Source organism: Breznakia sp. PF5-3 (genome assembly GCF_029504745.1).
Classification (GTDB): domain Bacteria; phylum Bacillota_I; class Bacilli_A; order Erysipelotrichales; family Erysipelotrichaceae; genus Breznakia.
On the sequence record NZ_JAQFIQ010000019.1, the window covers coordinates 1 to 17198 of the forward strand.

At 33.3% G+C, this 17198-nt stretch carries 16 protein-coding genes and 1 other annotated feature; of the genes, 14 read left to right on the forward strand and 2 right to left on the reverse strand.

The annotated features are described in order from the left end of the window. Window positions 1-223: 223 nt before the first annotated feature. Window positions 224-445 (forward strand) — a binding site (T-box leader). Window positions 446-498: 53 nt separating this feature from the next. The 6 genes from M2475_RS05920 (at window position 499) to M2475_RS05945 (ending at window position 5390) form a co-directional block, all read left to right on the forward strand. Next, window positions 499-1470, forward strand: a complete 972-nt coding sequence (locus M2475_RS05920) for an ABC transporter substrate-binding protein (RefSeq protein WP_277490220.1) — start codon at window positions 499-501, stop codon at window positions 1468-1470. 9 nt (window positions 1471-1479) lie between these two features. Continuing rightward, window positions 1480-2409 carry an ABC transporter permease gene (locus tag M2475_RS05925; protein WP_277490221.1) on the forward strand — a complete coding sequence of 310 codons (930 nt, stop codon included), beginning with the start codon at window positions 1480-1482 and terminating at the stop codon, window positions 2407-2409. After that, window positions 2402-3202, forward strand: coding sequence for an ABC transporter ATP-binding protein (locus M2475_RS05930; RefSeq protein ID WP_277490222.1), 801 nt, complete (start codon window positions 2402-2404; stop codon window positions 3200-3202). Before M2475_RS05925 ends, M2475_RS05930 begins: the two co-directional genes overlap by 8 nt. Before the next feature lie 89 nt (window positions 3203-3291). Further along, entirely contained in the window at window positions 3292-3726 is a 435-nt protein-coding gene (locus M2475_RS05935) for a MarR family transcriptional regulator (RefSeq protein ID WP_277490223.1), read from the forward strand. Window positions 3727-4060: 334 nt separating this feature from the next. Next, window positions 4061-4879: a MerR family transcriptional regulator gene (locus M2475_RS05940; RefSeq protein ID WP_277490224.1), complete on the forward strand. Its 819-nt coding sequence runs from the start codon at window positions 4061-4063 to the stop codon at window positions 4877-4879. 1 nt (window position 4880) lies between these two features. Next, window positions 4881-5390: a ClbS/DfsB family four-helix bundle protein gene (locus tag M2475_RS05945; RefSeq protein WP_277490225.1), complete on the forward strand. Its 510-nt coding sequence runs from the start codon at window positions 4881-4883 to the stop codon at window positions 5388-5390. Between the two features lie 29 nt (window positions 5391-5419). Here M2475_RS05945 and M2475_RS05950 read toward each other — a convergent pair whose 3' ends face one another. Then, window positions 5420-6115: a 4Fe-4S binding protein gene (locus M2475_RS05950; RefSeq protein WP_277490226.1), complete on the reverse strand. Its 696-nt coding sequence runs from the start codon at window positions 6113-6115 to the stop codon at window positions 5420-5422. Between the two features lie 96 nt (window positions 6116-6211). Between M2475_RS05950 and M2475_RS05955 the strand changes: the two genes are divergently transcribed. The 8 genes from M2475_RS05955 to bcp all read left to right on the forward strand — a co-directional run bounded on the left by M2475_RS05955 (window position 6212) and on the right by bcp (window position 14732). Next, window positions 6212-6853, forward strand: coding sequence for a Crp/Fnr family transcriptional regulator (locus M2475_RS05955; RefSeq protein ID WP_277490227.1), 642 nt, complete (start codon window positions 6212-6214; stop codon window positions 6851-6853). A 165-nt stretch (window positions 6854-7018) separates the two neighbouring features. After that, window positions 7019-9808, forward strand: coding sequence for a cation-transporting P-type ATPase (locus M2475_RS05960; RefSeq protein WP_277490228.1), 2790 nt, complete (start codon window positions 7019-7021; stop codon window positions 9806-9808). A gap of 2 nt (window positions 9809-9810) precedes the next feature. Then, window positions 9811-10461: a TrkA family potassium uptake protein gene (locus tag M2475_RS05965; RefSeq protein ID WP_277490229.1), complete on the forward strand. Its 651-nt coding sequence runs from the start codon at window positions 9811-9813 to the stop codon at window positions 10459-10461. 10 nt (window positions 10462-10471) lie between these two features. Further along, complete coding sequence (locus M2475_RS05970) at window positions 10472-11131, forward strand: TrkA family potassium uptake protein (protein WP_277490230.1); 660 nt, start codon at window positions 10472-10474, stop codon at window positions 11129-11131. Window positions 11132-11313: 182 nt separating this feature from the next. Next, window positions 11314-12600 carry a CHAP domain-containing protein gene (locus M2475_RS05975; RefSeq protein WP_277490232.1) on the forward strand — a complete coding sequence of 429 codons (1287 nt, stop codon included), beginning with the start codon at window positions 11314-11316 and terminating at the stop codon, window positions 12598-12600. A 148-nt stretch (window positions 12601-12748) separates the two neighbouring features. Then, window positions 12749-13291 (forward strand): GNAT family protein, encoded by a 543-nt coding sequence (locus tag M2475_RS05980; RefSeq protein WP_277490234.1) that lies wholly within the window; start codon window positions 12749-12751, stop codon window positions 13289-13291. A 121-nt stretch (window positions 13292-13412) separates the two neighbouring features. Then, a complete protein-coding gene (locus M2475_RS05985; RefSeq protein WP_277490235.1) occupies window positions 13413-14258 on the forward strand; it encodes a pirin family protein in 846 nt (281 codons plus the stop codon). Window positions 14259-14270: 12 nt separating this feature from the next. Continuing rightward, complete coding sequence (gene bcp, locus M2475_RS05990; protein WP_277490237.1) at window positions 14271-14732, forward strand: thioredoxin-dependent thiol peroxidase; 462 nt, start codon at window positions 14271-14273, stop codon at window positions 14730-14732. A gap of 29 nt (window positions 14733-14761) precedes the next feature. Here bcp and M2475_RS05995 read toward each other — a convergent pair whose 3' ends face one another. Beyond that, a complete protein-coding gene (locus tag M2475_RS05995) occupies window positions 14762-17086 on the reverse strand; it encodes an ABC transporter ATP-binding protein/permease (protein ID WP_277490239.1) in 2325 nt (774 codons plus the stop codon). Window positions 17087-17198: the final 112 nt, after the last annotated feature.

The window sequence follows — 17198 nt, forward strand, 5'->3', positions numbered from 1 at the left end:
CTTTGTATAATTGTATCTTCTGTTCTCTTAGTAACTTCGACATATAAAAATGCACCTCCTTTTATTTGGGTGTCCAAATAACGGGGTGCACTTCAATATGTCTTGTTTTTATTTTTGTAATTTTGCAAAGTTAATAAAAAGAAAGATATTACAAAAATATGAAATCATTTTCATAAATGATTGACAAAAGTTTCATTATCCCGTAGTATTAAACATAAATAAAGCAAAAACAGTGAAATGAAAGAGTAAGTTTCTGGTTGAAAGTAGAGATGTTATGGTTGGTGAAAATAACACAAAAAGGGAACTGAATACATCATGGAGTTGGATACCGAACATTTATATTAGTAGGCTATCTTGGTTAACAACCATTATCTTGTAAGTATGTACTGAGATGATATATTTATATATCAAACAGAGGTGGTACCGCGGCTTAGTCGTCCTCTATGGAGGGCTTTTTTTGTTTTATAAGGAAAAAATTGATATTTGGGAGGAAATGTTATGAAAAAGATAAGCATGTTATTATTGACGCTTTTTATGGGGGTCATGATTGTTGGATGTGATGATAAAGATGATGCAGTTACGCATATTGGAGTTATTCAATATGCAGAGCACCCAGCATTGGATCAAGCATATGAAGGGTTTTTAGCTGCATTGAAGGATGAAGGATATAAGGAAGGGGATAATTTAGCAATTGACTTTAAAAATGCACAGGGAGACCCTTCTACGCCTGAAACAATTGCTAATAAATTAGTAAATGATCAAAATGATTTGATTTATGCAATAGCAACTCCAGCAGCACAGGCAGTAGCACAAAAAACATCAGAGATACCAGTTGTTATTTCTGCTGTTACTGATCCAAAAAGTTCTGGTCTTGTTAAGAATAATAAAAAGCCAGGTACAAATGTGACAGGAACAAGTGATTTAACACCAGTTAATGAACAAATTGATTTGCTTACACAACTTTTGCCTGATGCGAAAAAGGTAGCAATTATGTATACTAATGCAGAAGATAATTCACGATTCCAAGCAGATTTAGCTAAGAAAGCAATTGAAAAAGCTGGATTGGAATGGAGTGAAGCAAAAGTATCTGATATGAGTCAAATTCAACAAGTTACACAATCTTTAGTTGGTAAAGTAGATGCGATTTATATTCCAACTGACAACATGATGGCAGAGGGAATGAGTACGGTATCTATGGTTGCAAATAAAAATAATATTCCTTGTATTGTTGGTGAAGGTGGAATGGTTAAAAATGGAGGATTGGCTACATACGGAATCAATTATTATAATTTAGGATACCAAGCTGGCCTTCAAGCAGCAAAAATCTTAAAAGGTGAAAATCCAGCAGATATGCCAATTGAATACCTTGCAGCTGAAGACTGTGAGTTGACAATCAATACAACAGTAGCAAAAGAATTAGGAATTACGATTCCACAAGAACTAAAAGACAAAGCAACGCTTGTAGAATAAGGTAATAGTATGACAAGTTTATTCTTATCGATTCAGGATGCCGTAAGTCAAGGTGTTCTTTGGGGTGTGATGGCCTTAGGTGTATATATAACCTTTCGTATTTTAGATGTTGCAGATTTAACAGTTGATGGAAGTTTTGCTACTGGTGGGGCTGTATGTGCAATTATGATTACCAATGGTGTATCACCGATTATATCTTTGTTATTAGCGATTGTAGCAGGGTTTGTTGCAGGGTTAATCACAGGAGTATTAATTACAAAGTTTGAAATTCCAGCCATTTTAGCAGGAATACTAACCCAGATTGGGTTATATTCTATTAACATGCGAATTATGGGAGAGCGTTCTAATTTACCACTTCTTCAAAATGAAACTTTATTTAAAAATATTAGTGATTTTACGGGACTTAGCATTGCTCATTCTACACTTTTAATCGGTGCTGTTTTTGTAGCACTTGTAATTCTTGTGTTATATTGGTTTTTTGGTACAGAGATTGGTTCATCTATTCGTGCAACCGGAAATAATGAAAAGATGGTATCTGCCTTAGGTGTTAATATTAATACAACCAAAATTCTAGGTTTAATGATAAGCAATGGTTTGATTGCTTTATCAGGAGCACTTGTGACACAGTCGCAAGGATATGCGGATGTGAAAATGGGGACTGGTGCAATCGTAATTGGTTTAGCATCAATTGTAATAGGAGAAGTATTGTTTGGAAGAAAGCAAAATTTTGGAATCCGTTTATTATCTATTGTAATTGGATCCGCAATTTATCGAATTATTATAGCAATTGTTTTAGAATTGGGATTAAATACAGATGATTTAAAATTGTTAACGGCGGTTTTAGTAGGTGTTGCATTGGTGATTCCTGTTTTATTAAACAGACAAAAACAAGTTCGTATGTATAAGAAACTTACGGGAAAGGAGTCTGAAAATGCTTAAGATTAAAGGTGTAAGTAAGACCTTCAATGCAGGTACCGTGAATGAGAAAAAAGCACTTAACCAAATTGATTTGGAGTTAAATGAAGGTGATTTTGTCACTGTTATTGGTGGTAATGGAGCAGGAAAAAGTACGGTGTTGAATATGATAGCGGGTGTTTATCCGATTGATTGTGGATATATTTATCTTGATCAAGAGAATATTTCATTATACCCAGAATATGAGCGAAGTAAGCTTATTGGAAGAGTGTTTCAAGATCCGATGATGGGAACTGCTGCAGATATGGCAATTCAAGAAAATCTTGCTATGGCCAATCGACGTGGTTTTAAAAGAGGTTTAAAATGGGGAATAAAACCCAGTGAAAAAGAGATGTTTAGAGAACGTCTTAAAAAATTGGAGTTAGGATTAGAAGATCGATTAACTTCAAAGGTTGGATTGTTATCGGGTGGACAACGACAAGCGCTAACCCTTTTGATGGCAACATTACAAAAGCCGAAACTACTATTGCTTGATGAACATACAGCAGCATTAGACCCAAAAACGGCAAAGAAAGTTTTGCAGATTACAAAAGAAATTGTTGAAGAAGATCAATTGACAACATTGATGGTAACACACAACATGAAAGATGCGATTGCTTATGGAAATCGCTTGATTATGTTTCATGAAGGAAATATAATTTTTGATATTCGTGGAGAAGATAAAAAGAATTTAAAAGTATCGGATTTATTAGAAATGTTTGAGAATGCAGTAGGTGAAGAAATGGATAATGATACATTGTTATTATCAAAAGATTAATTGTAAATAGTTGATAAAAAATGTTGACGAAATCGCAATTGTAAATTATAATATGGTTATAAAATATAATATTTTATTGGAGGGACATTATGGATGTAACATTGATTGAAAAGTGTGAACGCTTATCAGCAGAAACAAATGAATTGGCTTTTGCCTTGATGAGACCATTTTATGAAGAATATGGAATTAATTATTTGAAATTGAGTGTACTTAGAGAAATTTCTAAGAGTGATTCGATAACATTAAATATGTTAGCAAATAAATTGTCAAAAGCAGCAGCAAATCTTTCGGTCGTTATTACGACAATGGAAGAGGAAGGCTATGTGAAAAGAACACGTTCGGTTAATGATAAACGCATAACGTTCATTCAGATTGATAAAAAAGGAAAAGAAATTTCAGAAAAGAGTTATAATTATATAGCGGAAGTTTTTGATAATGTTCTTTCTAATGGAAATGAGTTAGATGTTTTAGTAAAAGCTTTAGAGGATTATCGTGATAAACTTCTGACAGCTATTGAAAAATAAAGAAGTAGTATTTTATATTGAATATTAATATAAGATGAAGTATGATTATTAGTAGTTTTATAAATATGATTTGAAGACAGTTTTACTGTCATGTAATAGATTTATTTTATTTGGTTTATACAGATTAAGATATATACCGCCCCTCCAAAATGGTTATATATATTATTACTGTGTAAATATTGAGGTTCTCCTGAATCTCTCTCACTTGGATAGTGCATGCACTATCCTTTTCTTTTGGAAAAAATAATTTTAAATTTATGAAGAAAATAACTTGACTCTCTTACTATGTGAGGGTTTACACTATAACTAGGAAGTAATCAAAAAGGAGGTTTCTATGTTAAGAATTGGAGTGTTTTCAAAGTTATCAAATGTGAGTATTCGGATGCTACGTCATTATGATGAGATAGGATTGCTTGTGCCTTGTCAAATTGATGAAATCAGTGGTTATCGTTATTATAGTGCTGCACAGTTGGAAACAATTTCTAAAATTCAAAGATTAAAAGATTTAGGTTTTTCCTTAGCAGTGATCAAAGAAATGGTATATCAACAAGATATACAGGGAGTTGAACATTTTTTTGAAGTTCGTAGATTGGAAATTGAAGAAGAGTTAGAACGTATAAAAAAACAAAGTATGCTATTGGACGAAGTGAAGGATATAATGAAGAAAGACAATGCAATGAATTACCATGTAATTCATAAAATACTGCCAGATATCAAAGTTATAAGCGTTCGAAAAAAAGTGCCATCATTTTATAACGAACAAGATTTATGGAATGAATTGTATTCGCAGATTTCAAAGCAAAATGTGAAATTGAAAACACCCATTCATGCTATGGCAATGTATCACGATAAAGAGTATAAAGATCGTGATGTAGATTTAGAGGTAGCAATGCAGGTAGAGTCAATGATGGATCCTATAGATGATGTAAAGGTTTATCAAACAGGAGAAATTGAAGTAGCTTCCATTACTTTCCATGGCTCTTATGAGCAAATGCCACTCGTTACACAAGCAGTAGGGAATTGGACGGAAATGAATGGATATGAACTAGATGGAAAAATGATTAATATTTTTCATGTATCTCCAGCACAAGAAAAAAATGAAGAAAATTGGATTACTGAAGCATGTTTTTTAATAGAAAGAAGAGGACGATAAAATGCCAAGAGCAACAAACAAAAAAGATTTATTATTAGATGCAAAAACAAATTATCAAAAATTAATGGAATTAGTAGAATCATTTTCACCAGAAGAACAAGAAGGAACATTTCCCTTCGAAGATCGTGATCGTAACATCCGTGACGTTTTAGTTCATTTACATGAATGGCACAATATGATGGAAAGATGGTATCGTGAAGGTTGTATTGAATCAAAGACGCCAGTGATTCCAAGAGAAGGCTATAATTGGAAAACAACAGCAGCGATGAATAAGATGATTTGGGAAATGTATCAAGATGTTTCTTTAACCAATGCAAAGCAATTGCTTGCAGAATCTCATCAGAAAATGATTGATATTATTGAAAGTCATACCAATGAAGAGTTATATGAACGTGGCTATTACAAATGGACAAAAACAACAACCTTAGGACAGTATTTTGTTGGATCAACAGCTAGTCATTATGATTGGGCAATGAAGAAAATCAAAAAGTATCGAAAAGCTATAAAATAAAAAGATAACTCCGGTTATCTTTTTGTTTACTATTCTATTATATTTCCATCTGTGGAAATAGTGGTAACTTGCCAAGGAATAAATTTACCGCTATTTTGTAAGGCTTGTTTTGCAGCATTTTCTAGCCCTCCACAACATGGGACTTCCATTCTCAGAATATGAATGCTTTTTATATTGTTGTTTTGAATGATTTGTGTTAGCTTTTCGCTATAATCTCCTTCATCTAATTTTGGGCAACCAATAATTGTTACATGGTTGTGCATAAACTCTTGATGAAAGTTTGCATATGCATAGGCACAACAATCGGCAGCAATCAACACATTAGCATTTTCAAAATAAGGCGCTTGTACTGGCACTAATTTTATTTGGACTGGCCATTGTTGTAGTTGACTTTGTAGTTCTATTTGTGATTTCTCACGAATATTTTCTTTTGTATGTAAAGCGCCATTAAATTGTATTGACGGACATTGATGAGTAGTGTTTTTTTTAGCTAAATGCTTTGCAACTGCCGCTTCATCATAACTAGCGGCTTCCCGGGTTTCAAATTGGATTGCTCCTGTAGGGCAAGAAGGTAAGCAGTCGCCTAACCCATCACAATAATCTTCACGAATCAGCTTAGCTTTTCCATTCACCATAGCAATTGCTCCTTCATGACAGGCAACTGCGCAAAGCGCACAGCCATTACATTTATCTTCATCTATTTTAATAATTTGTCTTGTTTCCATAGTTGTATCCTTTCGTCATAATTCTTGACTTTCTAATTGTAGTTTACTATATTAAAAATGAAAAGTATGTTGTTTTTACAACAAAAGAGGTGGATAATGAATAAATTATTTCAAATGTTGTATAGTCATGAATTGTTTTCAGGAATGAGAAAAATAGAAATTGATGATATTTTATCTAAGTTAAGAAAAAAAGATTATGATCATGAAACTTTGATTTATGCAATTGGCGAAAAGCAATTTTCTATTGGAATGGTGTTGGTAGGAAATGTATCAATTAATAAAATTGATTATTGGGGAAATCGATCAATTATCGCAAAGTTAAAACAAGGTGAAATTTTTGCTGAAGCATTTGCATTTTCGGAATTAGATGAATTACCTGTTAATATTGTTGCTGATAAAAATACGGAAGTATTGTTTATCAGTGTAGAACAATTTGTTTTTTTTGGTGTTAAATATCCTCAATTGATGAAAAACATGATGAAGATATTGGCTAAGAAGAATTTATATCTTACAAAAAAAATGGATGTGATAACAAAGCAGAGAATTCGTGATAAAGTGTTGTCATATTTGTCTGCACAGGCAGAGGAACATGGAATGTATACATTCACAATTCCATTGAATCGTAATGAGTTAGCTGATTTTTTATCGGTTGATCGAAGTGCTTTGTCGAATGAACTTAGTAAGATGCAAAAAGAGGGTATCTTAACGTATCATAAAAATGTCTTTACTCTACTTTAAATTTTATTCATTCGTTTGAATTGACCTTTTACCAATATGGCTTATATTTAAACTGTAAATATAGAGTACAAAAAGGGGTGATTTACAAAGACTTAAGAATCCTTTTATGAACTCTATGATAGTATCAGTTTGTTTATAAATTCACTGATATTGGGGGAGGTAAATATGCAAGAGAGTGTAAAGAATGTATACAAGTTACAACCAAGTGATGTATACAAAGAATTAGGCTCTGATATTAAGGGATTACAGTCGAGTAAAATAGTTGAATATCAAAGCAAATTTGGAAAAAATGTAATTCGAGAAGCAGAGCAAAAATCAATATGGAAAACATTTTTTAGTAATTTCACAAGCTTGATGGCCATTTTGCTATGGTTTGGTGGAGGGATTGCTATTTTTGCTGATATGATGGAATTAGGTATTGCCATTTGGTTGGTAAATGTAATTAATGGGGTATTCAGTTTCTGGCAAGAATTTCAAGCGGGAAAAGCAACGGATGCTTTGAAAAAAATGTTACCATCTTATGCACGAGTTTTACGTGATAATAGTGAACAGCAAGTCCTATCTGAGGATTTATTGCCAGGAGATGTGATGTTGATTGAAGAGGGAGACAAAATCTCTGCAGATGCAAGACTTATATCTTCTACAGATTTGCAAATTAATCAATCAGCTTTAACAGGTGAATCTAACCCTGTACATAAACTTGAAGATGCGGTATTAAAAGATGACTTGGCAAAATTTGAAATTCCTAACTTAATCTTTGCTGGGACAACTGTTGCAAGTGGTAGTGGTAAAGCGGTTGTAACAGCAATTGGAATGGAAACAGAGTTTGGGAAAATTGCAAATTTAACACAAAGTATGAAGGATGAGAAGAGCCCATTACAAAAAGAGTTAGATAATCTAACAAAACAAATTTCAATTATTGCGTTAAGTATTGGTATATTCTTCTTTGTCTCTGCTATATTTTTTGTTCATGATCCAATTGCAAAATCGTTTATCTTTGCCCTTGGAATGATTGTTGCGTTTATTCCTGAGGGATTATTACCAACAGTTACATTATCTTTAGCAATGGCAGTACAAAGAATGGCAAAAGAACATGCTTTAGTCAAAAAACTATCAGCAGTTGAGACATTAGGATCCACCTCTGTTATCTGTTCTGATAAAACAGGAACTTTAACACAAAATGAAATGACAGTAAATACCCTTTGGTTAGCTGAAAATGAATACAATGTCACAGGATTAGGCTATTCAAGCGAAGGATCTGTAATGTTGAAAGATAAAGCTGTAAAAGCCAAGGATGATAAAGATTTAAATCTTTTATTATCTGGTGCTAGTTTATGTAGTAATGCAAGGGTTGTACCACCAAATGAAGAAAATGATCGTTATACCGTATTGGGAGACCCTACCGAGGCATGTTTGAATGTAGTTGCTGAAAAAGCAGGCATTAATTTAGAAACATTGGAAAATGATGCTGTGCGGATTCGTGAACTTCCTTTTGATTCACGAAGGAAAAGGATGACAACCATTCATCAGCTGAAGGAAGAAATTGATGGCACAAAGCGAATTGCCTTTGTAAAAGGTGCACCAAAAGAAGTGATGGAATTAAGTGCGACAATTTTAATCAATGGGAAAAAAGAAGCAATGCCATTATCGATGCGTAAAGAAATAATGGCAGCTAATGATAAATATGCTAGAGATGGGTTACGTGTATTAGCAGTTGCATATCGACCAATTGATAAAGATGCAAATTTACCAACTGCGCTTAGTGCGTATACACCAGAGCTTGTAGAGCAAGAATTAGTATTTGTTGGGTTGGTAGTTATGTCAGATCCACCAAGACCTGAAGTAGCAGAGGCGGTAAAGCTTTGTCATAAAGCAAGTATTCGCATTGTTATGATTACAGGAGATTATGGATTAACTGCTGAAAGCATTGCTAAACGTATTGGTATCGTTGAAGGGGAACATCCGCGAATTGTAAGTGGCTTGGAGTTGGAAACCTTAAGTGATGATGATTTAGAATCCGCATTAAAAGAGGAAGTAATCTTTGCTCGTGTTGCTCCTGAACAAAAATATCGAGTTGTGACAATGTTGCAAAAGATGGGGCATACAGTGGCGGTTACAGGAGATGGAGTAAATGATTCTCCAGCTCTTAAAAAAGCTGATATTGGTGTGGCAATGGGAATCACTGGAACGGATGTGGCAAAGGAAGCTGCTGATATGATTTTAACAGATGATAATTTTGCTTCTATTGTAAAAGCTGTTGAAGAAGGCCGTGCAGTATATAGCAATATTCAAAAATTCTTATTATACATATTAAATAGTAATATGGCAGAGGCAATTCCATCTGCAGCGTTTCTCTTTTCTGGTGGTCTTATTCCATTACCTTTAACAGTAATGCAAATTTTATCAATTGACTTAGGAACAGATATGTTACCAGCTTTGGGATTGGGAACAGAACTTCCTGAAGAAGGAATTATGGATCAACCACCACGTTCTAAAAAAGAACGTTTGCTAAATAAGAAAATTGTTGTTAAAGCATTTTTATGGTATGGAATGATTGCTTCTGTAATTTCAATGCTTTGTTATTTCTATGTGAATATAAGCTATGGATGGCCTAATATACCACTTGCTGCAAGTGGTATACCTTATCGTGAAGCAACAACGATGACCCTGGCAGCAATTATCTTTTGTCAGATTGGAGCAGTGCTTAATTGTCGAACAACAAAACAATCTGTATTTAAAGTAGGAATCTTTAAAAATAAGAAAATTATGTTTGGTATCGTATTTGAAATTCTTTTATTAGCATTGTTGATGTATGTTCCTTTCTTTCAAGAAATTTTCAATACTGCACCATTAGGAATAAAAGAATGGATTATATTGTGTATTATTCCATTCCCTGTGTTGGGAATTGAAGAATTGAGAAAATATTTTATAAGAAAAAAGGAAAGAGGTGAATAAAGATGAAAGTAATTATAGTAGGAAGCGGACGTATGGGATCTGGTCTTGTAAAACAACTGACGAAGGAGAATCACAAGGTTACGGTAATTGATACTAATGAAGACGTATTAAAGGAAACAGCAAAAAATGCTCAGTTTACAGCAGTAGTGGGAATTGGGTTTGATAAAGATGTTTTAGAAAAAGCTGGAATTAAAAGTGCTGATGCATTGGTTAGCTGTACCAATAGCGATGAAACCAATGCCTTAATTGCTAGAATTTCAAAAAATATGTATCATGTTCCACGTGTAATTGCTCGTTTGTTTGATCCTGACAAAGCAAAAATTTATAGCGCTTTAGGAATTGAAACAATTTCGACAACATCATGGGGGATTAACCGTGCTAGTGAACTTATTAATTATAGTGAACTGGATACGATTATATCCGTTGGAAGTGGGGAAGTAGAGATTGTGAAAATTGAAGTACCAGCATTATTGGTAGGTAGAACGATTGAAGAAATAAATGTTATTGGTGAAATTCGAGTGATTTCAGTTTATCGAAACAATAAAGCATTTATTCCAACGAGTGGTAGTGTTTTGCAGGCAAATGATATTTTATATATCAGTGTTCTTTCAAATTCGATAAAGCGATTAAAAACGCTTTTAGGATTACATTAGGAGGTGTATCATGAAAGTAATTGTTATTGGTGGAGGACAAGTAGGTTCTTATGTTGCCTCAATCTTGCTTAAGCATGATTGTGAAGTAAAGATTATTGAGAATCGAAAGGAAATCCTAAAGAAATTAAAAAATGAGTTTGCACCTGAGATGTTAATTGAAGGTGATGGTACCGATCCAGTAATGTTGGAAGAAGCAGGAATTGCCAATACGGAATGTGTTGTAGCGGTTACAGGAGCAGATGAGGTAAACTTGGTTGCTTCAACAATCACAAAATATGAATATGGAATTGAAAGAGTAATCGCCCGTGTGAATCATCCTAAAAATGAGTGGTTATTTACTTTGGAAATGGGAGTGGATGTAAAAGTGAATCAAGCAGAACTATTGGCAAGACTAGTTGTTGATGAAATTGATTTGAAAAACATTTTGACATTGATGAAGATAAATCGTGGTGATTATTCCATTGTACAAATGAATGTTTCAGGTGGTTCAAAAGCAGATGGGGCAATTATAAAAGATTTAGATATTCCAGAGAAGTTTGTTTTCATCTCAATTATTCGTAATCATGAAGTACTCATTCCTAAAGGGGATACGAAATTACAAAGTGGAGATAATATCTTGGCACTTACGGATTCAAATGGGCAAAAAGTTGTAAATGAGCTCTTAGGATAATAAAATAGGGTTTTATAATGATTATATAGTAAATATTTTTATAAAAAATGAACCTTTTAAGGTTCATTTTCCACTTAATTAAGGGAAGTAGTGAAAAATAGTTGCACTATATGTTATAATATATTATAGTTTTTTATGTTTGAAATAAGTAATGTTAAAAAGAATTAAATGAGGTGGTTTGAATGAAGAGCAAAAAACTTTTATTACTTCTAACAATTGTTGTTGTGATGATTGGGGTTGTCACAGTGAGAGACGACGCAATAAAAGCACAAGATTTTGAAGGAAATGAAGAACATTGGACAAGTGTCTGTTCGCAATACACAGAAGATCAAAATACAATAAATACCTGTAATGAGTACAGGCAGTATTTAAATAAGAAAACGCAAGAAGCAAATACAAAATCTCAAAATGCACAAAAGGAAATTGATTCAATGCAAGGGGATTTATCAAAGTTAGGCAACTTGGCTTATGAATATGAAGGCAAAGTTGCAGATGTAAAAGCTGAGATTGCGAGTGTAAATGCATCTATCGTTGAAGCTGAAGCAAGTATTAAACTTGTAGAAGACAAGATGAAGGAGCAAAAAAAGGTTATTGATGCGAGGAAAGATAAAATAAAAGAACGCATGAAAGATATTCAGGTGTCAATTAACACAAATGAATATATTGACTTTATCATGGGTGCAGAAAACTTGGTTGATTTTATTCAGCGTTCAGAAAGTATTGGAACGATTACAGAATATGATAATCAACAGTTGGATATTTTGAATGAAGAAATTGAAAAATTAGAAAAAGATAAAAAAGAAAAAGAAAGATTACAAGCTACATTAGAGACACAAAAAGCTGCTTTAAATACAAAGAAGGAAGAATTGGAAGTAAAAGAAGCAGATAGCAAAAAAGTATTAGCAGCACTTGTTGATAAGCAAAATGAATTGAAAGCTCAAAAAAACAGTGCAGCAGCTTCGGCTAATGTGTATACACAACTTATTCCACCAGTTCCATCACCACCAACCACTGGAGGTGGAGGGGGAAACCTCAACTGGGGAAGAGATTTTTATAGTCAATACTATAAATCCCCTACAAATCCATTCAGTGTAGTTGGATTAACAGGACAATGTACATGGTATTGCTTTGGACGTGCTACCGAAGTAAATGGATTAGGAATTCGTAATTCAATTCCTTTGGGTAATGCAAATTCATGGTATAGTAGTTATGGTGGAAGTAAAGGACAAACACCTAGAGCAAATGCAATTGTAGTATGGAGTTTTGGCGCATATGGACATGTTGCATTTGTAGAGTCATACAGCAATGGTACAATCACAATCTCGGAAGGCAATGTGAATGCACCAGGCGGTGGATTAGGATACTGGACATCCCTTGAAACAGCGATAAAATATACGCAAGTTTCAACATTGTCATATTCTGATTTAGTGGCTTTTCGTGGAAGACCAGTAGGATTCATTTATTTTTAAATGATTCATTTATAAAAATAAATAGGGCGTTCAAAGAGAATGCCCTATTTTTGTTTGAAATTTAATACTCCAATATTAGTCGTGGACACAAATGCTATATTATGGGTGGATATGATATGATAATGTTAGAAGAAGAGGTGTATACATTATGGAGAAGCAAGGTATATATATAAGAGAATTAACGGTGACAGATATAGATGCGCTGTTATCGTATGAGATAAAAAATCGTGATTTTTTAAAGGATACCATTCCTTTAAAAGCAGATATTTATTACACACTAGCTGGACAACAACAGCGTCTTGAGAATATCTTAACATGTAAGATGAATGACTTGGGATATTCGTATGGTGTTTTTTTGAAAAAAGATCATACGCTAATTGGTACAATTGATTTGTTCCAAGTAGAGCGTGGACCTTTGCAAAGTGCATGGCTAGGGTATGCATTGGATAAAGATTACCAGGGGTATGGATATACAACACAAGGCGTTCGTGAGGTCATTGAGATAGGTTTTAATGATTTACAATTGCATCGAATTGAGGCAGGAGCAATGCCAAGAAATGAAGCTTCTATTAGAGTACTAGAAAAAACAGGCTTCCAAAAAGAAGGCTTGTCTTTGAAAAATGTACAAATAAATGGGAAATGGGAAGATCATTATCTATTTGCAATTCTTAATCCTAACTCTAATATTTAAAGTTCATATAATTGCTGAAAAACAGATTTAACGAATCTGTTTTTTTAATGAGCACTAAAATTGCGAAAGCGAAGGAACAACGTTATCATTAAGTTAACAAGGATATTTAGGAGGAATAAAGGTGAAAGAAAGAACAATTAAAAAGCTAGTTAAAGGGCAACATGCGATTGATGGTGCTGGAGTACATTTAGTAAGGGTTATTGGATATAATGATGTGAAAGATTTTGATCCTTTTTTAATGTTAGATTCTTTTGATTCTAAACAACCCGATGATTATATTAAGGGGTTCCCTATGCATCCACACCGTGGGATAGAAACGGTTACTTATTTAATCAAGGGTAATATTGAACATCAAGATAGTCTTGGTAATAAAGGTAGTATTGATAATGGGGAAAGTCAGTGGATGAGTGCTGGCAGTGGGATTTTACATCAAGAGATGCCACAGCCAAGTGAACATTTATTGGGGTTGCAACTATGGATTAATCTACCACGAAAAGATAAAATGAGTAATCCACACTATATGGATATCAGGACAAATGATATTCAAGTAATGAAAGAAGAACATGCTACGATTCGTATTGTATCAGGAGAATATAATGGGATGAAAGGTATTCAACCTAGATATGTTGATGCTTATATATTTGATGTAAGTGTTGATGAAAATTATGAAGTTACAATACCTACTCGCGAAGTAGATAATGTTTTTATTTTTACTATTCAAGGAGACATAGAAATTGGTGGAAAACACATCGAAGAGAAAACAGCAGTTTTATTTGATATGGGAGATAAAATCCGTATCAAAGGAAAATCAAAAGACACTAGATTCATTTACTTTGCTGGAAAACCACTTCATGAGCCAATTGCTTGGGGTGGACCAATTGTAACTAACACACGTGAAGAATTGGAATTAGCTTTTGATGAATTGAATAACGGAACATTTATTAAGCATAATGCTATGGAAAGGTAATGAGGTGATAAAATGTTAGAAGTAGGACAAAAAGCGTTTGATTTTGATTTATTTGATAAGGATGGAATAAAACATAAATTAAGTGATTATCTTGGGAAAAAGGTAGTCGTGTATTTCTATCCCAAAGATGATACTCCAGGATGTGTGAAAGAAGCTTGTGCATTTCGAAACGCATTTCAAGACTTTAAAGATAGAGATGTTGTCGTTATTGGAATAAGTAAAGATTCTCAAGAATCGCATCGGAAATTTGCTGAGAAATATAATTTACCATTTATTATTCTATCAGATCCTGAGTTAGAAGCGATTCAAGCGTATGGAGTATGGGTTGAAAAGAATATGTATGGTAAAAAATATATGGGAGTTAATCGATCAACTTTTATTGTTGATGAACAAGGAGAAATCATAAAGGTATATAAAAAAGCTACCCCAGATAAGAATGCTGAAGAAATCATTGCTTTCTTAGAAGGGAAATAAAAAGTTGTACGAATTGTACAACTTTTTTGTTATTCTGAACGCAATGCTTCAACTGGATCTTTTTTTGCTGCTAGTTTAGCGGGGATAAAACCACCAATCAAAGTAAGAATTAGGCTAATTGCAATTAGAATAAGTGCATGGATTGGATTTAATTTAGCTACGTTTGCTAATCCAGACATATTTTCAATAATTGCATTGGCAGGAATTGTAAGTAATTGTGCAATACCAATACCTATCAAACCAGAACATAATCCAATAATAAATGTTTCAGCATTGAAAACACGTGTAATATCTTTTTTTCTTGCTCCAAGTGCACGTAAGATACCAATTTCTTTCGTTCTTTCTAATACTGATATATATGTGATAATTCCAATCATAATACTTGATACAATTAAGGAAATGGCTGAGAAAGCAATTAGTACAATAGTGATAGCACTCATAATATCTCCAGAGAGTGAAGAAATCATTTCGGCCATATCTGTATATTGAATAGTGTCTTCTGCATCTTTTCCTTCATTGTATGCATCTAGGTAATCTAAAACATGGTCTTTTGATTCGAAATCCTTAGGATAGATGTAAACTGCAACAGGTGTTGATTCAGCTCCTAAATATCCCATCATTGTTTCTTTTGTATTTGTACTACCGTCTTTAGTATCAAAAGGTTGTCCAGTAAGGACATTGTAATCTCTTTTTTCTTGTTCTTTTACAATTTCTGAGTTTTGGTTTTTTTCAATGATTGTATCGATAACAGCATTTGTATATGCTAATCCACTACCATTTGTAATCATTTCTTTATCTTCTTTTCCCCGAATGATTGCTTGTATTTTTAAAGTAATAGATTTTTCACTCTTATACATTTTTTCATAATCGGTATTGATCATAAAATGATTGCCAACGTTGTTATAGTAATCTTCATTTAAGATAACCTTTACTTCTTTGCTCATAATTTCGTCAAAAGTTAAAGATTCAATATCCTCATCATCAAAACCAAGTTGTTTTAATGCGCTTTTTGATAATTGATTTTTTGCATCTACTTGAAGTACCAAACCTGGTTTTGTTTCATCTACTTCTCCTGCTAAAGTATCATACAAGCTTTCAATAATTCCAGAGTTGTCATTGTTATTTGGTTCAGTAGGTAAGAGTGTCCATTGGTCAAATTGACTTGAGAAATCAATTAAACTGTAACCATTTTTATCACTGTAATTAATGATATTCATTGCAGTGGTTTTTTGATATGAAATACCAGATAAATATTTTTGATCAAGTTTCTCAATATATTCGATATATTCTGGCGTGATGTTGTTTGTATGCATCATCGTATCACGCATATCCTCTTGAGCATAAATTTTCTTCTTATTCGTATACTTTTTCAAATCCTCATCACCCTCACCAGAAGCATTAGCTAGAGTTTCAGAATCCATTTGCATGGATTGTGTAGAAACAGTAATTGGCATTTGGGACAAAGAATCTTTTTCAAATGCATCAATTTCCATTTGGAACCCATTGGATAGAGCTAATATTAAAGCAATTCCAATAATTCCTATACTAGATGCGAAGGAGGTTAAGATGGTTCTTCCTTTTTTTGTTCGTATGTTATTGAAAGATAATTTTAGAGCAGCAATATAGCTCATTGCCGTTTTTACAATATTAAATTGTGAGCTATCTTCTTCGTCTTTTTCGATAGGATTAGAATCACTTAATACCTCACCATCTTTTAATTCAATAATGCGATTTGCATATGTATTTGCTAACTCTGGATTATGGGTAACCATAATAACAAGTTTATCTTTGGCAATTTCGCGAATCAATTCCATGATTTGTACACTGGTTTCACTATCAAGTGCACCTGTAGGTTCATCCGCGAGAATAACATCAGGGTCATTTGCTAGTGCTCTAGCAATGGCAACCCTTTGCATCTGTCCACCAGATAATTGATTAGGCTTTTTATGTACATGGTCTTTTAAACCAACTTTTTCCAGTACTTCCATAGCTTTTGCTTTTCTAGCAGCAGAACCAATACCACTAAGTGTCATCCCCATTTCTACATTAGCTAAGATAGAAATATGAGTAATTAGATTATAGCTTTGAAAGATAAAGCCAATACAGTTATTGCGATAGGCATCCCAATCCTTATCTTTGAAGCTTTTTGTACTTTTGTTGTTGATAATTAAATCACCTGAATCATAACGATCCAGTCCACCAATAATGTTTAACATCGTAGTTTTTCCACTACCAGACTGTCCAAGTACTGCCACAAATTCATTTTTTCTAAAAGAAAGGGAAACATTTTTTAAGGCATCTTGGGTGAAGTCTCCAGTTTTATAGCTTTTTTTAATTCTATTCAGTTTTAACATTTACTTCTTCCTCCATAAAATAAATAGTAGTTACTTTGTAATTACTATTTATACTATACGCCGTATAATACCATATGTCAACCATTATTTGTCTTAATGTGTTAATACAAAA

Excerpts from the sequence above, each read along its gene's own strand:
- M2475_RS05920 (WP_277490220.1), top strand. The coding sequence starts at position 499 with ATGAAAAAGATAAGCATGTTATTATTGACGCTTTTTATGGGGGTCATG.
- M2475_RS05925 (WP_277490221.1), top strand. The coding sequence starts at position 1,480 with ATGACAAGTTTATTCTTATCGATTCAGGATGCCGTAAGTCAAGGTGTT.
- M2475_RS05930 (WP_277490222.1), top strand. The coding sequence starts at position 2,402 with ATGCTTAAGATTAAAGGTGTAAGTAAGACCTTCAATGCAGGTACCGTG.
- M2475_RS05935 (WP_277490223.1), top strand. The coding sequence starts at position 3,292 with ATGGATGTAACATTGATTGAAAAGTGTGAACGCTTATCAGCAGAAACA.
- M2475_RS05940 (WP_277490224.1), top strand. The coding sequence starts at position 4,061 with ATGTTAAGAATTGGAGTGTTTTCAAAGTTATCAAATGTGAGTATTCGG.
- M2475_RS05945 (WP_277490225.1), top strand. The coding sequence starts at position 4,881 with ATGCCAAGAGCAACAAACAAAAAAGATTTATTATTAGATGCAAAAACA.
- M2475_RS05950 (WP_277490226.1), bottom strand. The coding sequence starts at position 6,115 with ATGGAAACAAGACAAATTATTAAAATAGATGAAGATAAATGTAATGGC.
- M2475_RS05955 (WP_277490227.1), top strand. The coding sequence starts at position 6,212 with ATGAATAAATTATTTCAAATGTTGTATAGTCATGAATTGTTTTCAGGA.
- M2475_RS05960 (WP_277490228.1), top strand. The coding sequence starts at position 7,019 with ATGCAAGAGAGTGTAAAGAATGTATACAAGTTACAACCAAGTGATGTA.
- M2475_RS05965 (WP_277490229.1), top strand. The coding sequence starts at position 9,811 with ATGAAAGTAATTATAGTAGGAAGCGGACGTATGGGATCTGGTCTTGTA.
- M2475_RS05970 (WP_277490230.1), top strand. The coding sequence starts at position 10,472 with ATGAAAGTAATTGTTATTGGTGGAGGACAAGTAGGTTCTTATGTTGCC.
- M2475_RS05975 (WP_277490232.1), top strand. The coding sequence starts at position 11,314 with ATGAAGAGCAAAAAACTTTTATTACTTCTAACAATTGTTGTTGTGATG.
- M2475_RS05980 (WP_277490234.1), top strand. The coding sequence starts at position 12,749 with ATGGAGAAGCAAGGTATATATATAAGAGAATTAACGGTGACAGATATA.
- bcp (WP_277490237.1), top strand. The coding sequence starts at position 14,271 with ATGTTAGAAGTAGGACAAAAAGCGTTTGATTTTGATTTATTTGATAAG.
- M2475_RS05995 (WP_277490239.1), bottom strand. The coding sequence starts at position 17,086 with ATGTTAAAACTGAATAGAATTAAAAAAAGCTATAAAACTGGAGACTTC.